17 protein-coding genes are annotated in these 22863 nt (G+C 70.6%); 3 read left to right on the top strand and 14 right to left on the bottom strand.

Translation table 11 applies throughout. The features are described 5' to 3' along the window. Position 1: 1 nt before the first annotated feature. The 5 genes from SYV04_RS32160 to trpS form a co-directional block, all read right to left on the bottom strand. Positions 2–2134: a HEAT repeat domain-containing protein gene (locus SYV04_RS32160; RefSeq protein ID WP_321549795.1), complete on the bottom strand. Its 2133-nt coding sequence runs from the start codon at positions 2132–2134 to the stop codon at positions 2–4. 75 nt (positions 2135–2209) lie between these two features. Further along, positions 2210–4240: a pseudouridine synthase gene (locus SYV04_RS32155; RefSeq protein WP_321549794.1), complete on the bottom strand. Its 2031-nt coding sequence runs from the start codon at positions 4238–4240 to the stop codon at positions 2210–2212. A 22-nt stretch (positions 4241–4262) separates the two neighbouring features. After that, the gene (scpB, locus tag SYV04_RS32150) at positions 4263–5270 is read right to left on the bottom strand and encodes an SMC-Scp complex subunit ScpB (protein WP_321549793.1); all 1008 of its coding nucleotides are present in this window, start codon (positions 5268–5270) and stop codon (positions 4263–4265) included. Further along, entirely contained in the window at positions 5257–6114 is an 858-nt protein-coding gene (locus SYV04_RS32145) for a segregation and condensation protein A (protein WP_321549792.1), read from the bottom strand. Before SYV04_RS32145 ends, scpB begins: the two co-directional genes overlap by 14 nt. A 71-nt stretch (positions 6115–6185) precedes the next feature. Next, positions 6186–7199, bottom strand: a complete 1014-nt coding sequence (trpS, locus tag SYV04_RS32140) for a tryptophan--tRNA ligase (protein WP_321549791.1) — start codon at positions 7197–7199, stop codon at positions 6186–6188. Between the two features lie 255 nt (positions 7200–7454). Here trpS and SYV04_RS32135 point away from each other — a divergent pair, with 255 nt between their 5' ends. Then, a complete protein-coding gene (locus SYV04_RS32135) occupies positions 7455–8648 on the top strand; it encodes a DUF4388 domain-containing protein (protein ID WP_321549790.1) in 1194 nt (397 codons plus the stop codon). On the opposite strand, the gene SYV04_RS32130 is transcribed toward SYV04_RS32135, so the two are convergent. From SYV04_RS32130 to SYV04_RS32090, 9 genes are all read right to left on the bottom strand, one after another. Beyond that, positions 8639–9460, bottom strand: a complete 822-nt coding sequence (locus SYV04_RS32130) for a metallophosphoesterase family protein (protein WP_321549789.1) — start codon at positions 9458–9460, stop codon at positions 8639–8641. The two genes, SYV04_RS32135 and SYV04_RS32130, sit on opposite strands and share 10 nt — an antisense overlap. Before the next feature lie 51 nt (positions 9461–9511). Beyond that, on the bottom strand, positions 9512–10165 hold the full coding sequence (locus SYV04_RS32125; protein WP_321549788.1) for a Uma2 family endonuclease: 654 nt from the start codon (positions 10163–10165) through the stop codon (positions 9512–9514). Positions 10166–10245: 80 nt separating this feature from the next. Beyond that, positions 10246–11178, bottom strand: coding sequence for a site-specific tyrosine recombinase XerD (xerD, locus tag SYV04_RS32120; RefSeq protein ID WP_321549787.1), 933 nt, complete (start codon positions 11176–11178; stop codon positions 10246–10248). A 46-nt stretch (positions 11179–11224) separates the two neighbouring features. Beyond that, positions 11225–12220 carry a hypothetical protein gene (locus SYV04_RS32115; protein ID WP_321549786.1) on the bottom strand — a complete coding sequence of 332 codons (996 nt, stop codon included), beginning with the start codon at positions 12218–12220 and terminating at the stop codon, positions 11225–11227. An 18-nt stretch (positions 12221–12238) separates the two neighbouring features. Further along, positions 12239–12850: an L-threonylcarbamoyladenylate synthase gene (locus tag SYV04_RS32110; protein WP_321549785.1), complete on the bottom strand. Its 612-nt coding sequence runs from the start codon at positions 12848–12850 to the stop codon at positions 12239–12241. Between the two features lie 128 nt (positions 12851–12978). Next, positions 12979–14277 (bottom strand): cation:proton antiporter, encoded by a 1299-nt coding sequence (locus SYV04_RS32105; RefSeq protein WP_321549784.1) that lies wholly within the window; start codon positions 14275–14277, stop codon positions 12979–12981. Next, a complete protein-coding gene (locus SYV04_RS32100) occupies positions 14274–15476 on the bottom strand; it encodes a sodium:proton exchanger (protein WP_321549783.1) in 1203 nt (400 codons plus the stop codon). Before SYV04_RS32100 ends, SYV04_RS32105 begins: the two co-directional genes overlap by 4 nt. A gap of 33 nt (positions 15477–15509) precedes the next feature. Next, on the bottom strand, positions 15510–15848 hold the full coding sequence (locus tag SYV04_RS32095; protein WP_321549782.1) for a hypothetical protein: 339 nt from the start codon (positions 15846–15848) through the stop codon (positions 15510–15512). Between the two features lie 36 nt (positions 15849–15884). Then, positions 15885–16331: a general stress protein gene (locus SYV04_RS32090; RefSeq protein ID WP_321549781.1), complete on the bottom strand. Its 447-nt coding sequence runs from the start codon at positions 16329–16331 to the stop codon at positions 15885–15887. Between the two features lie 290 nt (positions 16332–16621). Here SYV04_RS32090 and SYV04_RS32085 point away from each other — a divergent pair, with 290 nt between their 5' ends. Both SYV04_RS32085 and SYV04_RS32080 read left to right on the top strand, forming a co-directional pair. After that, complete coding sequence (locus tag SYV04_RS32085; RefSeq protein ID WP_321549780.1) at positions 16622–17380, top strand: TVP38/TMEM64 family protein; 759 nt, start codon at positions 16622–16624, stop codon at positions 17378–17380. A 158-nt stretch (positions 17381–17538) separates the two neighbouring features. Continuing rightward, on the top strand, positions 17539–22851 hold the full coding sequence (locus tag SYV04_RS32080) for a trifunctional serine/threonine-protein kinase/ATP-binding protein/sensor histidine kinase (protein ID WP_321549779.1): 5313 nt from the start codon (positions 17539–17541) through the stop codon (positions 22849–22851). The last annotated feature ends 12 nt before the right edge of the window (positions 22852–22863 follow it).

The raw sequence follows: 22863 nt of genomic DNA, 5'->3' as shown, positions 1-22863 counted from the left end.
ATCAGCGTGCCCCCTCCGTCGCGGTGCCACTCTTGGCCAGCGCCGCGCCGGCCGCCTCGCGGACCCGCCGATAATAGTCGCTCTTGAGCGCGTCCAGCGCCTCGGTCTGGGAGGCGGTGCCGATCCGGCTCAGCGCCGTGGCCGCCGCGGCCCGGATATCCGGCAGGTCGTGGTACAGGTCCCGGGCCACCGCCTCCGCGGCCTTGGTGTCGCCGATCTCCCCCAGCGCCAGCAGCACCTCGCGCCGCGCCACGCTGGCGGGCTCCCCCAGCGCCTTGAGGAGCGTGTCCACCGCGTCGCGCGCCTTGAGCCGGCCGAGCACGTTGGCCGCCAGCGCCGCCTCCGCTCCGCCCTCGCCCACCACGGTCCGCAGCGCCTCCGAGGCCGAGGCCGGCGCCCCGAAGCGATCCAGCGCGTCGAGCAGCACCAGCTTCTCGCTGGAGAACTGAGGCAGCAGCGCCACGAGCGCCAACTGCCCGGCCTCACCCTGCTCCGCCAGCGCCTGGGCCAGCGCCTTCTGCAAGTCTCGCTCGGACTCGAACATGCCGCCCTTGGCGGCCTCCACGCCCTCGGGCCCCAGCCGCGCCAGCCCCACCAGGGCCGCGGTGCGCAACGTGACGCTGGAGTCACCCGCGTAGCCCTTGAGCAGCTCGAGCGCTCCCGGCGCCTTGAGCGTGCCCAGCGCACGCAGCACGGCGGCGAGCGGCTCGAGCTTCGCCGGCTCCACGTCCTCATACAGCTCCGAGGGCACGCGCGCCTCCACCTGCACCCGGCCCGCCTCCCGGGCGCGCTGGGCGTTGAGGCTCCGGACCCGATCGAAGAGCTGGTTGTACTTGGCGCCCCGGCCGTCCTCTGGGTCCGAGTGCGAGTGCTTGTGACGCTCCTCCACCGGAGCGGAGGGATCGAGCCCCGCGCCGTACGTCTTGGGCAGCGGCGCGCTCACCCAGTCCTGACGCAACGGCTCGGTGGCCTTGAGCTCCTGCTCATAGAGCTTCTGCACCGCCGGGGCGGCCGAGGCATCTCCAATGGCCGCCACGGCCTCCACCGCGAGCATGCGCTGGCCCACGTCCGGCGAGGCGAGCAGCGGCAGCACCTTGGGCAGCGCCGCCTGCGCCACGGGGCCCAGGCCGATCACCGCCCGCAGGCCGTTCTCGACACTGGCCGGGCGGGTGAGGCGCTCGGCGATCTGCTCCACGGGGCACCCGTTGCGCGAGCGCATCGCGCGGGCCGCGGAGAGGGCCTCGTTGCGGGCTCCCTCCAGGGCGACGTTGCACAGGGCCGCGTCCGTCTCCGGCGAGCGCGGCAGGGCGGCGATGGCGTCGGCCGCCAGCGAGCTCACCGGGCTCTTCTCCATCGCGACGGCCAGCAGGCGCTGCACCGAGGAGGGATCCTGCAGCTTGCGCAGCGCGCCAATGGAGGCCTCGCGCAGCTCGGGGAAGCTCTCATCGAGCAGCGGCGCGATGGCGGCCACGGCGCGGCGATCGCCCGCGTCTCCCAGGCCGCGCACGGCGGCGGCGGCGAGGATGACCTGGCTGTCGCGCACCAGCGGCAACAGGCGGTTGACGGCCTCGGAGCGTCCGCTCTTGCCCAGCTCCTCCGCGGCGCCCACACGCTCGGGGAGCGTGCCCTCGTTGAGGGTGAGCAGGTTGCGATCCCAGATCGCCTTGGACTCGGCGGCCACCACCTCGGCCATGGCGCCCGGCACGTTGGCGGACTTGAGGGCCTGGACGATGACCTGGCGCGTGTTGCGGCTCCGGCGCCCGTACTGGAGGGTGAGGTACGCCTTGGCCTTGTCGTTCTTGACCTTGGAGAGGGCCATGGCAGCGCGGCCCTGGACGTCCTCGTCCTGGTCCTCGAGCAGCTCGCCCAGCAGATCCACCACGCGGGGATCCTGGCTCTCGCCCAGGGCCTCGGCGGCCTCGCCTCGGACGATGGAGGCCATGTCCTTGGCGGCGCGGGTGAAGAGGACCAGATCGTCCGCGTTGCCCTGTTTGGCCAGGGCCTTCACGGCCTGGGCGCGGACCTCCGGCCGAGGGCTCTGGAGGTCTGCGAGGAGCTGATCACGGTTGCCCTGGCACCCAGCTACCAGCACGAGGGACAGGACGACGAAAAGGGGGCGAACGCCGGTTCTCATCGCACTCCGGGAGGGAAACGGTGGGGAGGCGTCCGGTTATATCAGCCCCCGTGCCGGACGCCGCACCGTCACGCGTTAGCGCGGCCGGCGAGGGCCGGCGGGCTTGCGAGGGCCCCGAGCCCCGCCAGACCCCGGGCGCTCCGAATTCCAGGAGGTGCCCGGCTCGCTCTTCTTGCGCTTGCGCCAGTCGACGAAGCCGCTGCCGCCCTCCGAGCCACCCTCCGGACGCGCCCCCCGGCGCTCGGGCCGAGCGCCTTCGCCCGCACCGCCGAAGCGGGAGGGACGACGCGTATCCCGCCGCTCCGGGCGACCGGCGCCCTCGCCACGGGGTGCCCACGCCTTGCGCTCGGGGCGACCGGCGCCCTCGCCGCGAGGCTTCCACTCCTTGCGCTCGGGACGGCCCTCGCCCTCGCCACGAGGTGCCCACGTCTTGCGCTCCGGGCGACCGGCGCCCTCTCCGCGAGGCTTCCACTCCTTGCGCTCCGGACGACCGGCGCCCTCGCCACGAGGAGACCACGCCTTGCGCTCCGGGCGGCCCGCGCCCTCGCCACGAGGCTTCCACTCCCGGCGCTCGGGACGAACGCCCTCTTCACCCCGGGGCTTCCACTCCTTGCGCTCCGGGCGACCCGCCCCCTCGCCACGAGGCTTCCACTCCTTGCGCTCCGGGCGGTCAGCGCCTTCACCGCGCGGTGCCCATGCCTTGCGCTCGGGACGGCCTGCTCCCTCGCCACGGGGCTTCCACTCCTTGCGCTCGGGGCGACCGGCGCCCTCTCCGCGAGGCTTCCACTCCTTGCGCTCCGGACGACCCGCGCCCTCGCCACGAGGAGACCACGCCTTACGCTCCGGGCGCCCCGCGCCTTCGGCCCGAGGCTTCCACTCCCGGCGCTCGGGACGACCGCCCTCTTCGCCACGGGGCGTCCACTCCTTGCGCTCGGGGCGACCCGCCCCCTCGCCACGGGGCTTCCACTCCTTGCGCTCCGGGCGACCGGCCCCCTCGCCACGAGGAGACCATGCCTTGCGCTCGGGACGACCGGCGCCCTCGGCCCGAGGCTTCCACTCCTTGCGCTCGGGACGGCCACCCTCCTCGCCCCACGCCTTGCGACGGGGCCGCTCTCCGCCCTCCTCTGCCCCGCGCGTGCGATCGAAACGAGCCAACCCCGTGCCTCCCTCCGTCCGCGCCCGCCCCGGAGCCTTGCGCTCGGGACGCTCCGCCGTGCCAGCACGCGGCTTGCGACCACCCGCCTCCGGCCGAGGCGCAGGGGGCGCGGTCCGCGCCTCCTCCAGATCGAAATCCTCGCTGTCATCGTCCGAGGTGAAGCCCGGCGCGGAGCGCCCGTGCCGCCGCGGAGGCAGGCCCAGCTCTCCCTCGGGAGGCGCCGTCCGGGCCTCCGCCACGTCCTGGAGCAGACGCACCTCGGTGTTCGTGAGCGGCCGCAGCTCGCCCGGCCGCAGCCCGCCCACGCCCACGCCCGCGTAGGCCGGCCGGTACAGGCGCACCACCGGGTGCCCCACCGCCGCGCACAGGCGCTTGATGAGGTGCGGCCGCCCCTCGGCGACGACGATCTTCAGCCACGTGTTGCGCTCGGCCTGCTCGAACACGTCCACCGACAGCGGGGTGGCCATGCCGTCCTCGAGCCGCACGCCGCCGCGCAGCTTGTCCAGGGTCGCCGTGTCCGGCGAGCCCTTCACCTTGGCCAGGTACGTGCGCGGCACCTGGAAGCTGGGGTGCGTGAGCTTGTGGGCCAGCGCCCCATCATCCGTGAAGAGCAGCGCCCCCTCGGCGTCGTAGTCCAACCGGCCCACCGGGAAGAGCCGCTTGTCGGCGCTCTCCACGTAGCTGGCCACCGTGGGGCGGCCCTGCGGATCCGACAGCGTCGTCACCACGCCGGCCGGCTTGTAGAGCAGGTAATAAGAGGAGGTCTCCGGCGGGGCCACGTGCTGCCCGTCCACCGCCACCAGGTCCTTCTCCGGATCCACCCGGCTGCCCAGCTCGGTCACCTTCTCGTTGTTCACCGTGACGCGGCCCGCGGTGATGAGCTCCTCGGCGTGTCGGCGCGAGGCAACACCCGCTCGGGCCAGGTACTTCTGCAGTCGTTCAGCAGCCATGCAATGCCTTCTTCAATGCCCGTCACTCGGGCTTGGGCCCCGCGGCGCCGGCTTCGGGCGTCTGCGGGGACGTGTTCGTCGTCAATACAGTGGAGGCGGACTTCTGGGTGCGATCGGCCGCGGCCATGGCCTCCTCCAGGTCTTCCAGCGCGGCTTCGCTCGCCGCCGCGTTCTTGTCCAGCCGCTTCTGGAAGCCCGGGTCCGACAGGGCCTCCACGGTGCCGGCGGCCTTCGGCGCCACGACATTCTCCTTCTCTACGATCTCCTGGTGCTCCTGCGTCAGCTCGTGGAACTCACGCAGCGTGGGCAGGGCGGACAGGTCCTTGAGCGCGAAGAACTCGAGGAACTCCCGCGTGGTGCCATAGAGGATGGGCCGGCCCACCTCTTCCTTCTTGCCGAGGATCTTCACCAGCTTGCGGTCCATCAGCGCCTTGATGACGGCGCCGCAGTCCACGCCGCGGATCTCCTCCACCTCGGGCCGGGTCACCGGCTGGCGGTAGGCGATGATGGCCAACGTCTCCACGGCGGCCCGGGTGAGCCGCTGGGGCTTCACGCGCAGGTAGCGCCGCACGTACTCGGCCGAGTGCGGATCCGTGCGGAACTGCCACCCGCCGGCCACCTCGTGCAGGACGATGCCGTTGATGCCATCGCGGTGCATGCCGGAGATCTGGTTGAGCGCCTGGAGGATCAGCTCGCGATCGATGCCGGTGGACTCGTAGAGCTGGTCCACCGTGAGCGGCTTGTCCGCCACGAAGAGCACGCTCTGGAGCACCGTGCGGATGCGATCCTCGGACAGCTTGCGGCTCTTGGAGACGAGCTTCTCGAACGAGGTCTCCAGATCCGGCCCGGAGTCCTCCTCGATGGCGGCGGCCTCCACCTCGTCCAGCTCGTTCTCGCCGCCCGGGCCGGTGACGGCGGCGATCTCCTCCTCGGAGAAGGGGCCCGGGCCTCCGGGCGTGCCAGGGGCCGGGGCCTCGTCCGCCGCCTCGGTGCCTTCGGGGGTGTCCGTCGGGTCGCTACCGGTAGTCACTCTCGTCCACCTCCGTGGGGACCAGCCGCTCCAAGGCGTCGCCGTTGGGCGTGAGGATGATTTCCTTCAAGGGCTCTTCCTGGTGGACCCGGATGAGGCGCCGCTTCACCATCTCCAGGATCGCCAGGAAGGTGATCACGATCTCCTGCCGCGTGGTGGCCTCGGTGAACAAGTTCTCGAAGACCACTTGCGGCTGGCCACGCAGGCGCTCGACGACTCGCAAGGTGGCCTCGCCGAGGCTGAGGCGCTCGCGCACCACCTCGTGCTGCGGCTTGGGAGCCAGGCGCTCCAGTACCCGGTCCAGCGCTTCGATCAGCTTGAGGACCGAGAACTCCTGCAGGCCCACCTCCTCCTCGGGGATGGGCACGGCCTCCACCGGCACCCGGCGCGGGAACACATCGCGCTCGAGCAGGTCCTGGCGGGCCAGCTGCTCGGCGGCGTCCTTGTACTTCTGATACTCCAGCAGCCGGCGCACCAGCTCGGCGCGCGGGTCTCCCGCCTCCTCCACCGCCAGCTCCCCGCCCTCCACCGGCGCGGCGGCGTCCTGGCGCGGCAGCAGCATGCGGCTCTTGAGGTGGGCCAGCGTGGAGGCCATCACCAGGAACTCTCCGGCGATGTCCAGGTTCAGCTCCCGCATCCGCTCCAGGTACTCCAGGTACTTGCCGACGATGAGCGCGATGGGGATGTCGAAGATGTCGACCCGGTGCTCGCGGATGAGGTGCAGCAGCAGGTCGAGCGGGCCCTCGAAATTGGGCAGGGCAATACGGAAGGCGTCCCCAGGAGAACGGGGCACCTCGCCATCGCTGGAGCCCTCCTCGGGCGGCGAGCGGGGGTCCTCGTTCACCGGACGTCCTTCGGGCACATCAAGGCCTACCCCTTAGCAGTGCCCTTCAGGGGGGTCAAACATTCGGCGGGTCAGGAGAGCCCCACCGCGCGGCGCACGCGCTCCATCACCGGAGAGGCCGCCTCGCGGGCCCGCCGGGCTCCGTCCTGAAGGATTCGCTCCAGCTCGCCCGGGTCGGCCAGCAGCTCCGCGCGGCGCTTTCGCGCGGGCCCGAACGTGGTGTGGAAGGCCTCCAGCAGCAGCTTCTTGTAATCGCCGTAGCCCTTGCCGCCCGCGCGCCAGGTGGCGTCCGCCTGGGCGAACTCGGACTCGGGCAGCATCACCTTGAGCAAGTCGTACAGCGGAGCGTTCTCGGTGGGCTTGGGCGCCTCCACGGGCGTGGAGTCCGTCTTGATGCTCATGAAGCGCTTCTTGAGCTCCTTCTCGTCTCCGAAGATGTCGATGGTGTTGCCGTAGGACTTGGACATCTTCTGCCCGTCGATGCCGGGCACCACGGCGGTGCTCTCCTGCACCCGGGCCGCCGGCAGCCGGAGGATTCCGGGCGCGTGCCCCTTCTCCTTGCCGTCGGGATCGGCCGGGTCGTAGCCGGGCACGTAGGTGACGTTGAACTTCACCGCCCAGTCGCGGGCGAACTCGATGTGCTGGACCTGATCCTTGCCCACCGGCACGAAGTCGGTGCTGTACAGGAGGATGTCGGCCGCCATCAGCACCGGGTAGGCGAACAGCCCGAAGTCCGGGCTGATGCCCTTGGCGATCTTGTCCTTGTAGCTGTGCGCCCGCTCCAGGTTCGCCTGCGGCACCAGGGTGCCGAGGATCCAGTAGAGCTCCAGCACCTCGCGCACATCGCTCTGCCGGAAGAGCACCGCGCGCGCGGGATCCAACCCCAGCGCCACGTAGGAGATGGCCGCCTCGCGCGTCAGCTCCTGCGCCAGCTTCGCATCCCGCACGGTGGTGAGCGCGTGGTAGTTGGCGATGAAGTAGAAGGCCTCGCCCTCTGTTTGCAGCTGGATGAACTGGCGAATGGCGCCGTAGTAGTTGCCGATGTGCAGCCGGCCCGAGGACTGCACGCCCGAGAGAATCCGCATGCGATGAGGTCCTTCGCTCTAAAGGAGGGCCCTCGTTCGCACACCCGCCCCTCCCCTGCAACCAGCTTTTCCGCGTCCGCGCAAACCGCTTTCCCAGTAACCCGCTCGTACCCCGGCGACACGCGCGGCTCCAAGCTGGAACTTTGTAACAGCCTCGGAAATTGCCAGTAAAATCAACAGCTTGAGGAACCCCCCAGGCTCCATTAGCGTGTCGGGACAGCAAGCGAGCGCCCGCAGGCACCGGGAGAGACACCAATGGAGCATTTCAAGGGCAGCCTCAGCCACTACGCCATGGAGGTGGTGGTCCCCGTGCTGCTCTCGCGTCGCGCGGAGGGCACGCTGCGCGTGGAGCGCGGCCCGGTGGTTCGCTACTTCTTCTTCCGAGGCGGCTTCCTGGTGGGCGAGGGCTCCAATACGCCCAGCGAGCACCTGGGGCAGGTGCTGGTGGACCTGGGCATCCTGGACGCGCCCCGGGCGGCGCTGGCCTTCGAGGCGGCGGAGGTGGCGAAGGTGCCCTACGGGGCCTTCCTGGTACACCAGCAGTTCGTGGAGCTGCCGCGCATGGTGGAGGCGCTGGAGTACAAGGCGCGCGAGGCCTTCTTCGACTGTTACAACTGGGACTCGGGCGAGGTGGAGTTCACCCTGCAGCTGCCCTCGCTGGAGCAGGCGGTGGCGCTGAAGATGCCGCTGTCGGGGCTGCACCGGGACGCGCTGGCGCGGCGGCGCGAGTGGAAGGTGTTCCGAGATGTCTTCCCGGGCGTGGACGCCACGTTCCGGGTCTTCCGCGAGCACGCGGGCGGGCGCTTCTCCGAGGAGGAGTCGGTGCTGATGAAGCGCGCCGACGCGGGCGCCACGCTGGCGGAGCTGCTGGCCTCGGGCAAGGAGCCCCGGATCTTCGTGGCGCGGCGGCTGATGCACCTGTACCGGCGCGGAGCGCTCTCGCCGCAGCGGACCCGGGGACCCACGGTGGGCGAGGCCACCCAGGTGGCGGATCTGATGGAGGCGGCCCGGCGCTTCATGCAGGAGGGCCGGTACGACCACGCGCTGGCGGTGACGGAGCAGGTGCTGGAGCGCGGCCCGCTGCCGGAGGCGCACGCGCTGTACCGCGCGGCGGAGGTGGCGCTGACGCTGGCCGTCTGTGACGAGCTGTTCTCGCTGGATGGGCGGCTGCTCTTCGAGCCCCTGCCCCGCCCGCTGCCGGTGTCGCTCACGGCGGATGACCTGTACCTGTATTCGAAGCTGCGGGGCAGCGCGAGCATCCGCCAGGCGCTGCGCACCGCGGCCATGGGGGAGGCGGCCGCGTCGCGCTCGGTACACCGGCTGCTGGCCACGGGGTTGATCCGCATCGCCCCGTCCCTGGGCGAGCTCGAGCCGCAGCGCAAGACGGACCCGTACGGCTTCATCCCCTCGGGGAGCGCAGAGGCGCCGGCCTGGCGCCGTCAGGTGTAGAGCTTCTTCAGCTCGACACCCTCGCGCAGGGACTGGACGTCCGGATACACCCGGGCGAGGTCCAGCTCCACGTACGTCTTGTCCTGATCGAAGAGCGCGAAGCTGGTGGAGACGCACAGCTGCTCGGCGCCGACGCGCTCATAGCCCTCGCGCACCACGTCGTGTCCGTAGATGGCGATGCGACCGCCAAACACGGAGAGGAAGGCGCGGGCCTGCTCTGGCCGCGCCATGCGGCTCCACAGGATGGGCCCCAGCACGGAGGCGTGGAAGAAGTCGTCGATGCCCGACTGGGTGTAGCCATCGAGCTGCACGTTCTCCAGATCCTCGATGCGCTCGAGGTGGGCGGCCGGAGCGGCGTGCAGCAGCACCACGCCGTTGGGGGCCACCGCCACCAGCGGCATCCGGGCAAACAGCGTGCGCATGGCCCCCGTGGGCCCGGGCCCCATCCGCTCCTCCAGGACCTGGGCCTCGTCGTCGTGGAACTTGGCGGTGCGAGGGCCCCCCACGTGCGCGTGCTCATGGTTGCCCATCAGGCAGTAGACCCGTCCGGGGTAGCGCGCCTCCGCCTCGAGGAAGGCCCGCACCACCTCGGGAGACTCGTCGCGGTAGGGCGTGCCCAGGAAGTCCGGCCAGTCCTGCTCGGTGTGCTCGTCCGGCCCATGCACCAGATCCCCGGTGAAGACGAGCACACTGCGCTCCGGCGACGCCTCGAAGAGCTCCAGCATGCGCAGGAAGTCGCGCAGGTTGCCCTGAATGTCGGTGGCAACCAGGAGCCGGCCAGAGGCCGGGAGCCGGAGGAGGCGGGGAGTCACCCCCCCAGAGTAGAGAATGCTGGGCCTTCCTCAAGTCTCTGACCCAACCAATCAGGGCACATAGGCAATCTCCGAGCCGGGCAGCCACAGTGCGCTGAGCTCCAAGGCCACGGATTCGAAGGGGATGGCCCGCACGACGCTCTGCCCCGCGTGGCTCTCGGCGAGCATCCACCCCCGGCGCGAGCGGTGGAAAACCTCCAGGGTGCGTTCCAGGGGGTCGATGACCCACGCATGGCACACCCCCTCGCGGTGGTAGATGGGCAGCTTGCGCGCCCGGTCCACGGTGGCGGTGGAGGGCGACAGGATTTCGCAGATCCAGTCCGGAGCGGAGGTGGCGAAGGGCGCGGTGGGCCGAGGGGGCTGGGGCATGCGCTCGCGCCGCCAGCCCGCCAGGTCCGGCACGAGGACGTTCTGGCCGAAGTGCAGCTCCGGCTCGTAGAAGATCCACCACCCGCCGGGCCCTCCCTGTCCCCGGTCGAACGGGGTGTAGAGCTGGCCACCGAGCGCCCAGGCCGCGCGCTGGTGCCCGAAGGCCGGGCGAGGCTGGGCTACCAGCTCCTCGTCGACGATCTCTCCAATCCACCCCACGGGGAGCGCCTCGATGTCCTCGTAGGAGGCGGGCTTCTTGCGCGACGAGCCCCCCTGCCCTCGTGGTGCCTGGGAATACCCGCGCTCCGGTGGCTTCCTGCCCTGCCCCTTCCCCATGTCCGTTCCTCCCGTGCCGTACGGCCGTTGACCGTCCTACCTGGAGGGTAGTCTACCTTCCAGGAGACGCAACAGGGAGTCTACGCCCCGGTCTGACGTCGCTTCGGACGCGGGGGGCTCACGCCCTCGCTCCGGGGGTGGTGCTGGTCGTAGACGGCGCGCAGGCGGGCGCTGTTGACGTGGGTGTAGATCTGCGTGGTGGCCAGGTCCGCGTGGCCGAGCATGGCCTGCACGGCGCGCAGGTCCGCCCCGCGCTCCACCAGGTGGGTGGCGAACGAGTGGCGCAGCTTGTGGGGCGACAGCGGCTTGCGGATGCCAGCCTTGAGGGCGTAGCGCTTGAGCAGCTTCCAGAAGCCCTGCCGGGTGAAGCCGCCGCCCCGAGGGGTGACGAAGAGCGCGCGCGACTCGCGCCTGCCCAGCATCACCGGCCGCACCCCGTCCAGGTAGGCCTGCACCTTCTCCACCGCCATTCGGCCCACGGGGACGACGCGCTCCTTGGAGCCCTTGCCCTTGGCCACCAGGTAGCCGGCGCCCAGCTGCACGTCGTTGATGCCCAGCGAGCACAGCTCGCTCACGCGCAGGCCCGTGGCGTAGAGCAGCTCCAGCATGGCCTTGTCGCGCAGGCCCGCCGGGTGGCGCTCGTCCGGAGCGGCCAGCAACTGCTCCACCTCCTCCAGCGTGAGGAAGCTGGGCAGCTTGCGCGCGGAGCGCGGAGTGTCCAGGTCCTCGGTCGGGTCCTTCTCCGCCAGCTTCTCGGCGATGAGGAAGCGGTGGAAGCCGCGCACGGCCGCCAGGTGCCGCGCCTGGCTGCGCCGCGACAGGCCCCGCTGCCCCAGCCGCTTCAGGTGCTCGGACACGTCCTCCTGCTTCACCCGCGCCACGTCGAGCACGCCCCACGAGCGCAGGTCCTCGAAGTAGACCGTCAGGTCCGCGGCGTAGGCGTCCACGGTCTTGCCGGACAGCCCTCGCTCGGCGCGGATGAAGGCGATGAACGCATCCAGGAGCCCTTCCATGCCCCCAGGGTAGCGGAGCGGCGGATCCTGGCAACCTGCTGGCGCCTCAAGGCTTTCCGTGAGGCCCGGGTGGCTCTCCGAGTGCGGCCGCCTCGGCCTGGGCCAGGGCCGCCAGCACCCACGGCCAGCCCAACAGCGCATTGCCGGGGGACTTCAGGCAGGCGTTGGCCACCTCCAGCACCTCCATGGGGCGCGAGCGCGCCGCTAGCGCCATGTGCGCGCGCAGGAAGGGGTATGGCAGGTAGCTCAGGTTGTGATGCACCACCGGAGACCAGCGTAGCGTGCGCAGCCCCGCCCACCGCTCCAACCCGAAGGCCGCCGCCTGGACCACCGTCTCCACCAGGAAGATGGGCAGCCGGAAGGCAGCCACCAGGTACGCCACCAGGGCACTGGCCGCCACCGCCCCACCGAAGTTCCAGGAACCGCCAAAGCCCCAGACGACCATCGGCACCAGGCTCAGCACGATGGCGCCCATCTGCACGCGGTTGACGGACAGGCCCTGGCCCCGAGCCAGCGCGCCGATGCTCCCGGCGCACAGGCCTCCCACCAACCCCAGGCACCCACCCATGATGACGCCGGCCACTCCGCCCATGCGCGGCCCGAAGGCCTCCGCCACCACGGCATGCACACCCAGCACCATGGTCAGGCTCGCCAACATCCCCATGAGCATGCCGGCCGCCAGCCCCGTGGTGAGTGACAGGAAGAGCCCCATCAGCGAGCACAGCACCGCGCTCACCCACCACCAGGGCGCCATGCTCACCCCCAGCGTCGAGGCCAGGGTTCCCATGAGAAAGGAGGTCAGCGGCGAGACGAGCAGCAGCAGCACCAGCATCCGCCGCGCCAGCAGCCCCGCCGCGCGGCTGCCCGCGGACTGCTCCTGCCACAGCTGGCCGATGCGTCCGCCCGGCGTGCGGATTCCCGCCCCATGCAGCCGGTAGTGCAGATCCACCGGCCGCCACAAGAGCTGCCACAACAGTCCCAACACACCGGGGATTCGCTCCGGAGCGTCTTGCGCCACCTCGTGCGAGCCCTGGAGATTCACCGTGCCGTCTCCCCCCTCCTACGCGTCCAGCCGACCCTTACCCTGACGAAGCACTTCCAGCGAGTCGCCAATCAGCGACACCACCGTGGAGGGCTCCATGAGCGTCACCCCGCCGTCCAGGATGAGCTCCAACCCGTGCCCGAGCTTCTCCTTGATGCCCTTGGCGTCGATGAGCGGCTCGCCCTCCTCGTCATGCGCGGAGGTGGTGATGAGCGGATGGCCCAACCCCGCCGCCAGCGCGCGTGCCAGGGGCGCGTCCGGCACCCGGATGCCCACCTGCTTCTGCTTCGACATCATCATCTCCGGAACCACGCGCGTGGCCTCGAGGATGAAGGTGAAGGCCCCCGGCGTCAGGCCCTTCATGGTGCGGTAGGCGAAGTTGCTCACGTGCGCGTACTTCGCCACGTCCGACAGGTCCGGGCACAGGAACGACATCGGCTTCTTCTTGTCCCGACCCTTGAGCTGGTACAGCCGCTCGATGGCCTTCTTCGAGAACAGATCGCACCCCAGGCCGTAATACGTGTCCGTGGGATAGGCGATCACCCCGCCGCGCGACAGCACCTCCACGGCCCGCGCCACGTGCCGGGGTTGGGGATGTTCGATGTCCACCTCGAGGATGGGGGCCGCCATGGCATGTCTCCTCTGAAGCTCTCTAGTTTACGTCGTCCGCGAGCGCGCGTCGCCGCGCACTCCCCGCCATGCTGCCGCACGCACCTGACGTACGTGGATCCGACTCCCGCGGGTTGAGAAAGTGAGGATCAAGCCACGTGTGGGCGCTCGTCGCCTCGAGTCTCGCCGCTGCGCTCCAGCGCCTTTCGGGTGAGCACCGGGCCCACCAGCTCGTGCGTGGTAATCATCGCCACGATGAGCACCTCTACCTGGGGCCCGAAGTCCGGGAAGGTGCGGGCCACGAGCGCCGCCAGCCCGAACGTCACTCCCGCCTGGGAGATGAGCCCCATCCACAAGTAGCGCCGCAGCCGTGGATCCTCTGGGGGAGCGAAGCGCCGGCACGACAGGTGGATGGCTACCGCGCGCACCACCACCAGCAGCAGCGCCGCCGGCCCCACCGTCACCAGCGTGTCCAGCTTCAGCCCCGCCCCAGCCGCCGCGAAGAAGAGGGCGAACACGGGCAGGCCCGCCAGTTGGATGGCGTGGTGGACGCGCTGGCTCTCGCGCTCGTCCAGGTTGGCGATGAGCGCCCCTGCCGACAGCGCCACCATCAGCGGCGACAGGTGCAGCCGCGCCCCACCTTCGGCCGCCGCGAAGCACAGCCCCACCAGGAACAGCGGCAGCTCCCGGTTCACCCGCTTCATGTACACCAGCAGCGCCAGCGCCAGCAGCCCTCCCACCGCCACCGAACCGAACAGCTCCCAGCCCACCCCACCCAGCAACCCCTGGACATCGAAGCCCCCGCCGAAGCTCGCCTTGGTGATGCCCGCCGCCAGCGCGAAGGCCACCATGACGAACAGGTCGCCGATGATGACCAGGGCCATGAGGAACTCGGTGAACGGGCCTCGCGCCTGCGTCTCCTGGACGATCGCGATCGTCACCGTGGGCGAGAAGGACACCACCACCGTGGACACCAGCGCGCTGACGGCCAGCGCCTGCGGCACCGTCATGGCCGCCAGGAAGGGCAGCACCGGCTTGAGGGCGAAGACGGCCCCGAAGCACACCACGAAGGTGACGCCGCACACCGCGGCGCACAGCACGGCCACCTTGATGCCCACCCGGCGGATGAGCCCCAGGTGCAGCTCCGTGCCGGCCACCAGGGCGATGAGGCTCACCGCCAGCCCCTTCACCAGCTCTAGTCCCTTCACGCCCGCGCCGGGGATGAAGCCCAGCGCGTAGGGCCCCACCACCACCCCCACCAGCAGATAGCCAGTGAGCCGCGGCAGCCCCACGCCCTTGGCCACCTTGCCGGCGAACAGCCCGCACAAGAGCAGCGCCCCGGCCGCCAGCATCACCGAGGTGCCCGTGTCCACGCGCCACACCTGCACCCGGGTGATCCCCGCCAGCAGCACCACCAGCAGCCCCAGCCGGACGATCGCCCCCGTCATGCCGCGCTCCTGGGCGCCGCCCGGTGCGACTCCAACACCTGCCGGAACGCCCGGCGGGCCAGCACCTCGTTGATCACCGCCCCCAGGGCCACCACGTCGAAGATGTGCTGCGACAGCTCCCCGGGCACCAGCAGCAGGTACTCCACCACCAGGCAGACCGCCAACCCGCCCTGGGCGATGAGCGCCAGCCCCAGCCGCGGCGGCAGATCCAGCGCGTTGGCCACCAAGCGGTGGGCCAGCCTCCCTCCCAGAATCTTGCCCAGGAAGCGCAGCGCCACATACCCCGGCAGCAGCAGCCAGGCCTCCTTGTCCCGCGCCTGCAGGTGACAGCCCGCCAGGAACACCAGCACCAGGTAGGTGGGCCGCTCGAAGCGCCCGAGCGCCCGGGCCACCTGCCCCACCGCCCGGCCGCCCACCAGCGCCAGCGTCGCCCCGCAGGCCACGCCCGCCAGCAACACCGACACCCGCAGGTACGCCGCCGCGCCCGCCACCAGCGCCACGCCGCCCAGCGCCACCGCCACCAATTCCGCCGGATCCTTCAGCGCGTACGTGAGGAAGGCGAGCAAGCCCCCGCACAGCATGCCCAGCAGCAGCGCCAGGCTCACCAGGCCCAAGCCCTCGGTGGGGCTCGCCGCCGCTCCCAACACCAGCGCCAGCGCCAACACCCCCAGCCCCACCCCATCATCCAACATGGTGAGCAGGGCTACCCCCAGCCCGCGCGAGCGCTCCATGCGCCCGCTGCGATAGCCAAGCACCGCGAAGTGTCCCGAGGACAGGCTGGCCGCCGCGCCCAGCAGCGCCGCGCCGCCCACCGCCGCCGGCAGCGGCAGCCGCGTGGTGAGCACCAGCGCGCCGGACAGCGGCACCGCCACGAACAGGAAGGCCACCCCCGCGTGCGCCAGGGCCGCGGAGAACACCGGCCGCGGCAGCAGCCGCAACAGGCGCGGCTCCAGGTTCAGCCCCAGAATCACGCCCGCCGTGCCCAGCCCCAGGGCCAGCACCGGCCTCAGGCCATCCAAATCCGCGACGGAGAGCACCCCGATCTGCCCGGGCCCCAGCAGCGCGCCGAACACCAGGAACAACAGGCCGCTGGCCGCGAGCTGGGCCACTCCGGGAAACCGGCTGGGATCCAGCAGCGTGCGACTCGATGCGAGCAACGAGAGCGCCGCGATGGCGAGGAAGACGAGCAGCGCCTGCACGCTCTCGTGCTTACACCGCCCTGGGGTGCCCCGTCACTCTCGGCGAAACAGCGGCGCGGCGATTACCGGCAAGGCCAGCAGTCGCCCCATGGGCGGCTCGTCCGCGTCCATCTCCAGCTGGACCCGCTGCACCAACCGTTCGATCTCCTCGGCGCTGGACTGAGGCAACACGCTCACCAACACGAGTCGATCCTCGTCCGCGCCCAGCGCCAGGCTGCGCAGCCCCGCGAAGACGGGCACCTCGGCCGACAGCGCCGCGGCCGCGCTTCGCGCCCGGAGCACCAGCGGCTCCGGGATGCCAAAGTCCCGGAGCCGGCGGATCGCCCGCTCGAGCTGCTCCACCTGGTCCAGCAACGTGATGAGCAGGAACACGCACCCCTCTTACCGGGTCCGTGCTCCCACGTCACGTTACTCGCGCTGCGGCTCCTGCCCCTCGGTCGCCGCCGGCGTGCTCGGAGCGCTGGGCTCCTCGGTGCTCGCGGAGGGCTCCTGCGGCTGCGCCATCGCCGCACGGGCCGCGCGCTTGCCCTCCTCGATGAGCTTCTTCACCTTCTGGCCGCCCTTACGACCGATTTCCTCGTAGAAGTTCGGGCCTCGGGTGGCCTTGACGCGATCGCCACCCTTCTTGCCGATCTCCTCGTAGAACTTCGCGCCGCGCTCGGCCTTCACCGTCTCGCCGCCCTTGCGGCCGATCTCCTCGTAGAAGGAGCGGCCACGCTCGGCCTTGACCGTCGCACCTCCCTTGCGGCCGATCGTCTCGTAGAACTCGCGACCTCGCTCGTTACGGACGGTCTCGCCACCCTTACGCCCGGCCTCTGCCACCGTCATGCTGCCCTTGTTGTCCTTGTCCGACATATCGCCATCTCCTCTCGTTACGACCGACGCCTCGCCACGGTGCCCCTTGCCTGAAACCTTGGGACGGAAGCGCCCCGATGCAAGCAAGCTCCGTACACCGCCAGCCGTTCACACCCGACAAACCACACCCTAACCCCAATGATTACAGAGGGTTGCCAGGCTTGCTGGGCATCTTCACCGGGCTATGGCCTGCCCGGCAGGATGCTTTCTTGTTGAGAACAAGCCGCGATGCATTGCCGATTCCCCGTCAAAACCCCACCTTCACGCGCACATTGACGGGGGAGGTGAGCGTGGCGAAGGCGGGACGCGTCAAGAGCTGGCTCCGAGTGCTGGCACCCATTGCGACATCCATCTGCGGCCTGGCGTTGCTGAGGCTGCTGGGGCCCGACTTCGTGGACCAGGAGACGCTGAGCGGGTGGCTGGCGCCCATGGGCAAGGCCGCCCCGCTGGCCTATATCCTCGCGCTCGCCATCCGGCCGTTCACGCTGCTGCCCGGCACGCTCTTCGCCGCCGTGGGAGGCATGGCGTTCGGCACCCTGGCCGGCACCCTCTACGCGCTGGTGGGCAGCTTCCTGTCCGGCGCCGCCATCTTCGCCCTGGCTCGCAAGTTGGGCGCGCGGCCGCTCAAGCGTCTGGCCGGCGAGCACTACCAGGCCCTCACGCACCTGGCCAGCAAGCACGACTTCCAGTTCGCCTTCCTCTGCTGCATCAACCCGCTGCTGCCCACCGACATCATGTTCGCCACGGCGGCCGCCTCGGGCGCGCGCTTCTGGCCCTCGGTGGGGGGGATGATGCTGGGCACCCTGCCCGGTACCTTCCTCATGGTGCAGTTCGGCAGTGGGCTGGCCCAGGGGCGCACGGTGATGACGATCGTCTCCGGCGTGGGCCTGCTGCTGTCGCTGGTGCTCGGAGGACTGCTCGGTCGCCGGGTCTACCGAGAACTCCACGCCCTGCCCGCTCCACCGCCGCTGTCCTCGCAGCCCGAGGAGCCCGCTTCACCACGAGGCGTGGGCGTGACGCACAAAGAGAGCCTGCCCGCCCCCTCCTGAGCGGCCATCTGCCCGGCATTCCAGGGATTTCCCGGAACCCTCTTAAGAATCACCATTGTCTGCTGACAACTAGGCTTGGCAGCGAGCACCCTGCGCGGAGGCACGCTGTCCGGCGATCAGCGATGATGGGATCCTCCGCCAATGGCTCAGAGGGCCGGATGATCGAACTCCCAGGGTACACACTCCTCAGTCCACTGCAGGCAAGAGGCTCGCATCTGCTCTACCGCGCCGTGCGGGTGTGGGACCGCCGCTCTGTGATTCTCAAGACGCCGCGCACCGAGCACTCCGGTCCGCGCGCGCGCGCCCGCTTCGAGTACGAGTACAGCCTCTTGCGCCACCTCAAGGACGTGGCCGGGGTGGTCACCGCTCACGCCTACGAAGTGCATCATGATCGTCCCGTGCTGGTGCTCGAGGACACGGAGGGCACGGATCTCTCGAAGCAGGTAGGTCCCTTCGCGCTGGGTCGTTTCCTGGAAGTGGCGCTCTCTCTGGCCTCCACGCTGGCCGAGGTGCATCAGCGCGGCGTCATCCACAAGGACATCAAGCCCGCCAACATCCTCGTGTCGCCCGCGGGGCCGCGGCTCATCGACTTCGGCATCGCCACCCTGCAGCCAGTGGAGCACGTGCAGGCCGCGCCGCTGCACCTCATCGAAGGCACGCCGGCCTACATGTCCCCGGAGCAGTCGGGGCGGATGAACCGCGCGCTGGACTACCGCACCGACTTCTACTCGCTGGGCGTCACCTTCTATCAGCTGCTCACCGGCCACCTGCCCTTCCAGGGCAAGGACACGCTGGAGTGGGTACACGCGCACCTGGCCCAGGCGCCCGTGCCGCCGCACCAGCGTGAGCCCTCGGTGCCGCCGATGCTGTCGGCCATCGTCCTCAAGCTGATGGCCAAGGTGCCCGAGGAGCGCTACCAGAGCGCCGAGGGGCTCAAGGCGGACCTGGAGAAGTGCCGCGAGCGGCTGGAGCGCGGCGGCCAGGAGGGCTTCGCGCCCGGCGGGCAGGACTTCCCGGCCCGCTTCCAGCTTCCCCAGCGGCTCTATGGCCGCGAGCACGAGGTGAAGGTGATGCTGGGCGCCTTCGAGCGCGTGGCGCGCGAGGGGCGCCCCGAGTGGCTCCTGGTGAGCGGCTACTCCGGCATCGGCAAGTCCTCGGTGGTCAACGAGCTGCACCGGCCGGTGCTGCAGCAGCGCGGCTTCTTCCTCAGCGGCAAGTTCGATCCGCTCCAGCGCGACGTGCCCTACGCCACCCTGGCCCAGGCGTTCCGGGGACTGGTGCAGCAGCTCCTGGCGGGAGATGACGCGGAGGTGGGCGCCTGGCGCCATCGCCTGCTGGAGGCCTTCGAGGGCAACGGCAAGGTGCTGGTGAACCTCATCCCCCAGCTGGAGATGGTGGCGGGCCGGCAACCGGAGGTGGCCGAGCTGGCGCCCCTGGAGGCGCAGAACCGCTTCCACCGCATCTTCCAGCGCTTCCTGAGCGTCTTCTCGCTGCCCGGGCGCCCGCTGGTGATGTTCCTGGATGACCTCCAGTGGGCGGACTTCGCCAGCCTGGAGCTGTTGACGTACCTCTCCAAGCACCCGGATACGCCGCCCGTGCTGTGGGTGGGCGCCTACCGGGACAACGAGGTGAGCCCCACCCACCCGCTCCAGACCGCGCTGGAGGAGATGCGCAAGGCGGGGGCGCGGATGGGGGACATCCACCTGGAGGCCCTCTCGCTGGGACAGGTACAACAGCTCGTCACCGATGCCCTGCCCGGCACGCGCCCGGAGGTGGTGAAGGGGCTGTCGGCCGTGTTGCAGGAGAAGACCGCGGGCAACCCCTTCTTCCTGCTGCAGCTCTTGCAGACGCTGCACCATGACCGGCTGCTCACGCGCACCCCGCAGGGCTCCTGGACCTGGGACGAGGCGGGAGTGCGGGCCCGAGGCTACTCGGACAACGTGGTGGAGTTCATGGCGGGCCGGCTGCAACTGCTGCCCGGTCCCACGCAGCAGTTGCTGCGCATGGCGGCGTGCAAGGGCAGCACCTTCTCCGTGACGACGCTGGCGCTGCTGGCCAGCCTGGACACGGTCGAGGTGGAGCGCCGGCTGGAGCCCGCCCTCCATGAGGACGTGGTCGTGCGGATGGGCGCCGACGACTACCGATTCCTGCACGATCGCATCCAGCAGGCGGCCTACGCCCTGATCCCCGAGGCGGAGCGCAAGTCGCTCCACCTGCGGCTGGGGCGCATGCTGCTGGCCCGGCTCTCCCCGGACGAGCTGCGCGAGCGGCTCTTCGACGTGGTGGGCCAGCTCAACGCCGGCATGGAGCTGATGGACGACCGGGCCGAGCGCCACCGGCTGGCCCAGCTCAACGCCGAGGCGGGCTGGCGGGCCATGCGCTCCGCGGCCTGGCGCTCGGCCGTGGGCTACTTCACCACCGTCTTCCCGCTGCTGCACGGAGACCCGTGGGAGACGGAGTACGCGCTGGCCTTCAAGCTGCGGCTGGATCAGGCCAGCTGTGAGCTGATGGGCGGCAACGCCGCCGAGGCCCGGCGACTGGTGGACGAGCTGCTGCCCCGGGCCCGCACGCGGCCGGACATGGCCGAGGTGTACCGCCTCAAGAGCACCCTGCACCTGGCCTCGGGAGAGGTGCAGGACGCCGTCTCCTGCCTGCTCGAGTGCCTGGAGAAGTTCGGCATGCCCATGCCGGCCGATCCCACCCCCGAGGAGATCCAGGCCGCCGACGCCGAGGTGTGGAAGCTGTTGGGCGCGCGCCCCATCGAGAGCCTCATCGAGCTGCCCACCATGGCGGACGCCGACATGAAGGCGGCCATGAGCGTGCTGGCGGCCCTCACGGTGCCGGCGCTCTACTCCTCCGGCAGCCTGCTGGCCTTCCACCTGTGCCGGATGGTGGCCCTGGCCATCCGCTACGGCAACATGGACGCCGCCGCGCACGCCTATGTCTGGTACGGCAACGTGTGCTGCGTGGCCGCGGCGGGCAAGTACGAGGCGGGCCACGCCTTTGGCCGGCTCGCCCACCGCCTGGTGGAGCGCCCGGAGTTCGCCGCCCATCGCAGCGGCGTGCTCTTCGTGCTGGCGCTGATCAGCCGCTGGGTCCGCCCCTTCCCCGTGTCCCTGGGGCTGCTCCAGGACGCCTTCCGCCACGGGCTCATGCGCGGAGACTTCCGCACCGCGTGCTACTGCTGCGACAACATGCTGCTGGACATGCTCTTCCAGGGCCGCGAGCTGGGAGAGGTGTACCAGGAGTCGGTGGCGCGCCTCGACTTCGTGCGCAAGGCCAACTACGAGGACATCGGCTTCTTCATCGTCCTCATCCAGCGCTACGTGCAGCAGATGCGCGGGCTCTCGGACGGGTTCGACACCCTGGACGGAGAGGGCTTCAGCGAGGCGGAGGTCGAAGCGAAGCTGGAGAGCCGGGGCCTGCCGATCGTCTCCTGCGTCTACCTCATCCACAAGACGCGGGCGCGCTTCATGGCGGGGGCGTACGAGGAGGCGCGCCAGGCCTCCTCCATCGCGGCGGAGCACCTGGGGATGCTCTCCGGCATCATCCTCCAGGCCGACTTCTACCTGTACCGGTCGCTGACGCTGGCGGCCTGCTTCCGCGAGTCGCCCGCGCCCCGGCAGCTGGAGTTCCTGGAGGCCATGCGGCACCACCACCAGCAGCTCAACCTCTGGGCGAGCCTGTGCCCGGAGAACTTCCGCGCCCCCGAGCGGATGGTGGCCGCCGAGCTGGCACGGGTGACGGGCCGGCCCGAGGAGGCCATGCGCTTCTACGAGGAGGCCATGCACGCGGCGCGCGAGTACGGCCACATCGAGCACGGCGCCCTGTCCGCGGAGCTGGCCGCGCGCTCCTGGAAGGAGCGGGGCATGTCGCGGGTGGCGGTCACCTACGCGCGCGAGGCCTGGGAGTCCTATCGGCAGTGGGGCGCCGAGGGCAAGGCGCGGCAACTGGAGACCCTGTGGCCGAGCCTGGGTGTCTCCGGCGAGGGGGGACACGGCACCGCGCAGACGGGCTCCTACCAGTTGGATGCGCTGAGCCTGGTGAAGGCCCAGCAGGCCGTCTCCCGGGAGATCGTCCTGGACAATCTGGTGGCCACGCTGATGAACGTGGCGCTGGAGAGCGCGGGCGCCCAGCGTGGGGCGCTGCTGCTCAAGCAGGGAGATGCGCTCAAGCCGGTGGTCCTCTCGGAGATGAAGGGAGACACCACGCCCCTGGTGGAGGCGGAGCTGCCCTGGACGATGCTGTCCTATACGCGGCGCACCGGGGAGTTCGTCCTCATCGGCGATACGACGCGGCCCCATGCCTTCGCCTCCGAGGCGGAGTTGCTGCGCGGCCGAGCCCGCTCCGTGCTCTGCCTGCCCCTGCGCCGCCAGGAGGAGCTCTACGGCGTGCTGTACCTGGAGAACTCCCTCACCACCGAGGCCTTCTCTCCGGGGCGCCTGGCCCTGCTGGGCCACATCGCCTCGCAGGCGGTCATCTCCATCGAGAACGCACGGCTGTACGCGGAGGTGCAGAAGGCGGAGGCCGCCCTGCGCCAGGCGAACGCGGAGTTGGAGCAGCGGGTGGAGGAGCGCACCCGGGAGCTGAAGCAGGCCCAGGCGCAGCTCGTGGATACCGCGCGCATGATGGGCATGGCGGAGGTGGCCACCAGCGTGCTGCACGACGTGGGCAACGCCTTCACCAGCATCCTCGTGGACTCGGGGTTGATCCGCCACGCGCTGATCGCCTCGCGCTCGGGGCGGGTGAAGCAGGTGGCGGCGATGCTGGAGGAGCACCGGGACGATCTCGCCAACTTCCTCACCGACGACTCCCGGGGCAGCCAGCTGGTGAGCTACCTCTCGCGCCTGGCCGATGAGCTGAACCGGGAGAAGGAGGTGCTGCACACCACCCTGGAGGACCTGGACCAGAACGTCGGCCGGGTGCGCACCATCGTCCAGATGCAGCAGACGTACGCCACGTCCACGCTGCTCACGGAGGAGTGCGATCTCAACGAGCTGCTGGAGGATGCGCTGCGCCTGCAACAGGGCGCCCTGCAGCGGGCCGGAATCCAGGTGACGCGCGAGTCTCGCCCCCTGCCGCCGGTGCGGGTGGATCGCTACAAGGTGGTGCAGATCCTTCTCAACCTCATCACCAACGCCCGCCAGTCCATGGAGGAGGTCCCCATGGACCGCAGGAACCTGGTGGTGCGGCTGGAGCCGAAGGGCGAGCGCGTCTGCCTGCAAGTGGCCGACAGCGGCGTGGGCATCGCCTCCGAGGTGAGCAAGCGGCTGTTCACCCAGGGGTTCACCACCCGCAAGAACGGGCACGGCATCGGCCTGCACTCCAGCGCGCTGGCGACGCGCCTGCTGGGCGGCAAGCTCACGCTGGAGAGCGAGGGCCTGGGCAAGGGCGCCACCGCCACGCTGGAGCTGCCAGTGGCTCAGCCCGAGGCTCCGGCGCTGCGGCGCGCCGTCCACCACATGCCCTGAGGCGGCGTCGGG

Source organism: Hyalangium ruber, assembly GCF_034259325.1.
GTDB lineage: Bacteria > Myxococcota > Myxococcia > Myxococcales > Myxococcaceae > Hyalangium_A > Hyalangium_A rubrum.
Note: the sequence above shows the minus strand (reverse complement) of the source record. Positions and strands in the feature narration are given on the sequence as shown.

Bases quoted from the DNA above. Each gene is read 5' to 3' on its own strand.
- SYV04_RS32160 (WP_321549795.1), bottom strand. From the start codon at position 2,134: ATGAGAACCGGCGTTCGCCCCCTTTTCGTCGTCCTGTCCCTCGTGCTG.
- SYV04_RS32110 (WP_321549785.1), bottom strand. From the start codon at position 12,850: ATGGCGGCCCCCATCCTCGAGGTGGACATCGAACATCCCCAACCCCGG.
- SYV04_RS32125 (WP_321549788.1), bottom strand. From the start codon at position 10,165: ATGGGGAAGGGGCAGGGCAGGAAGCCACCGGAGCGCGGGTATTCCCAG.
- SYV04_RS32105 (WP_321549784.1), bottom strand. From the start codon at position 14,277: ATGACGGGGGCGATCGTCCGGCTGGGGCTGCTGGTGGTGCTGCTGGCG.
- SYV04_RS32090 (WP_321549781.1), bottom strand. From the start codon at position 16,331: ATGTCGGACAAGGACAACAAGGGCAGCATGACGGTGGCAGAGGCCGGG.
- SYV04_RS32080 (WP_321549779.1), top strand. From the start codon at position 17,539: ATGATCGAACTCCCAGGGTACACACTCCTCAGTCCACTGCAGGCAAGA.
- SYV04_RS32155 (WP_321549794.1), bottom strand. From the start codon at position 4,240: ATGGCTGCTGAACGACTGCAGAAGTACCTGGCCCGAGCGGGTGTTGCC.
- xerD (WP_321549787.1), bottom strand. From the start codon at position 11,178: ATGGAAGGGCTCCTGGATGCGTTCATCGCCTTCATCCGCGCCGAGCGA.
- SYV04_RS32135 (WP_321549790.1), top strand. From the start codon at position 7,455: ATGGAGCATTTCAAGGGCAGCCTCAGCCACTACGCCATGGAGGTGGTG.
- trpS (WP_321549791.1), bottom strand. From the start codon at position 7,199: ATGCGGATTCTCTCGGGCGTGCAGTCCTCGGGCCGGCTGCACATCGGC.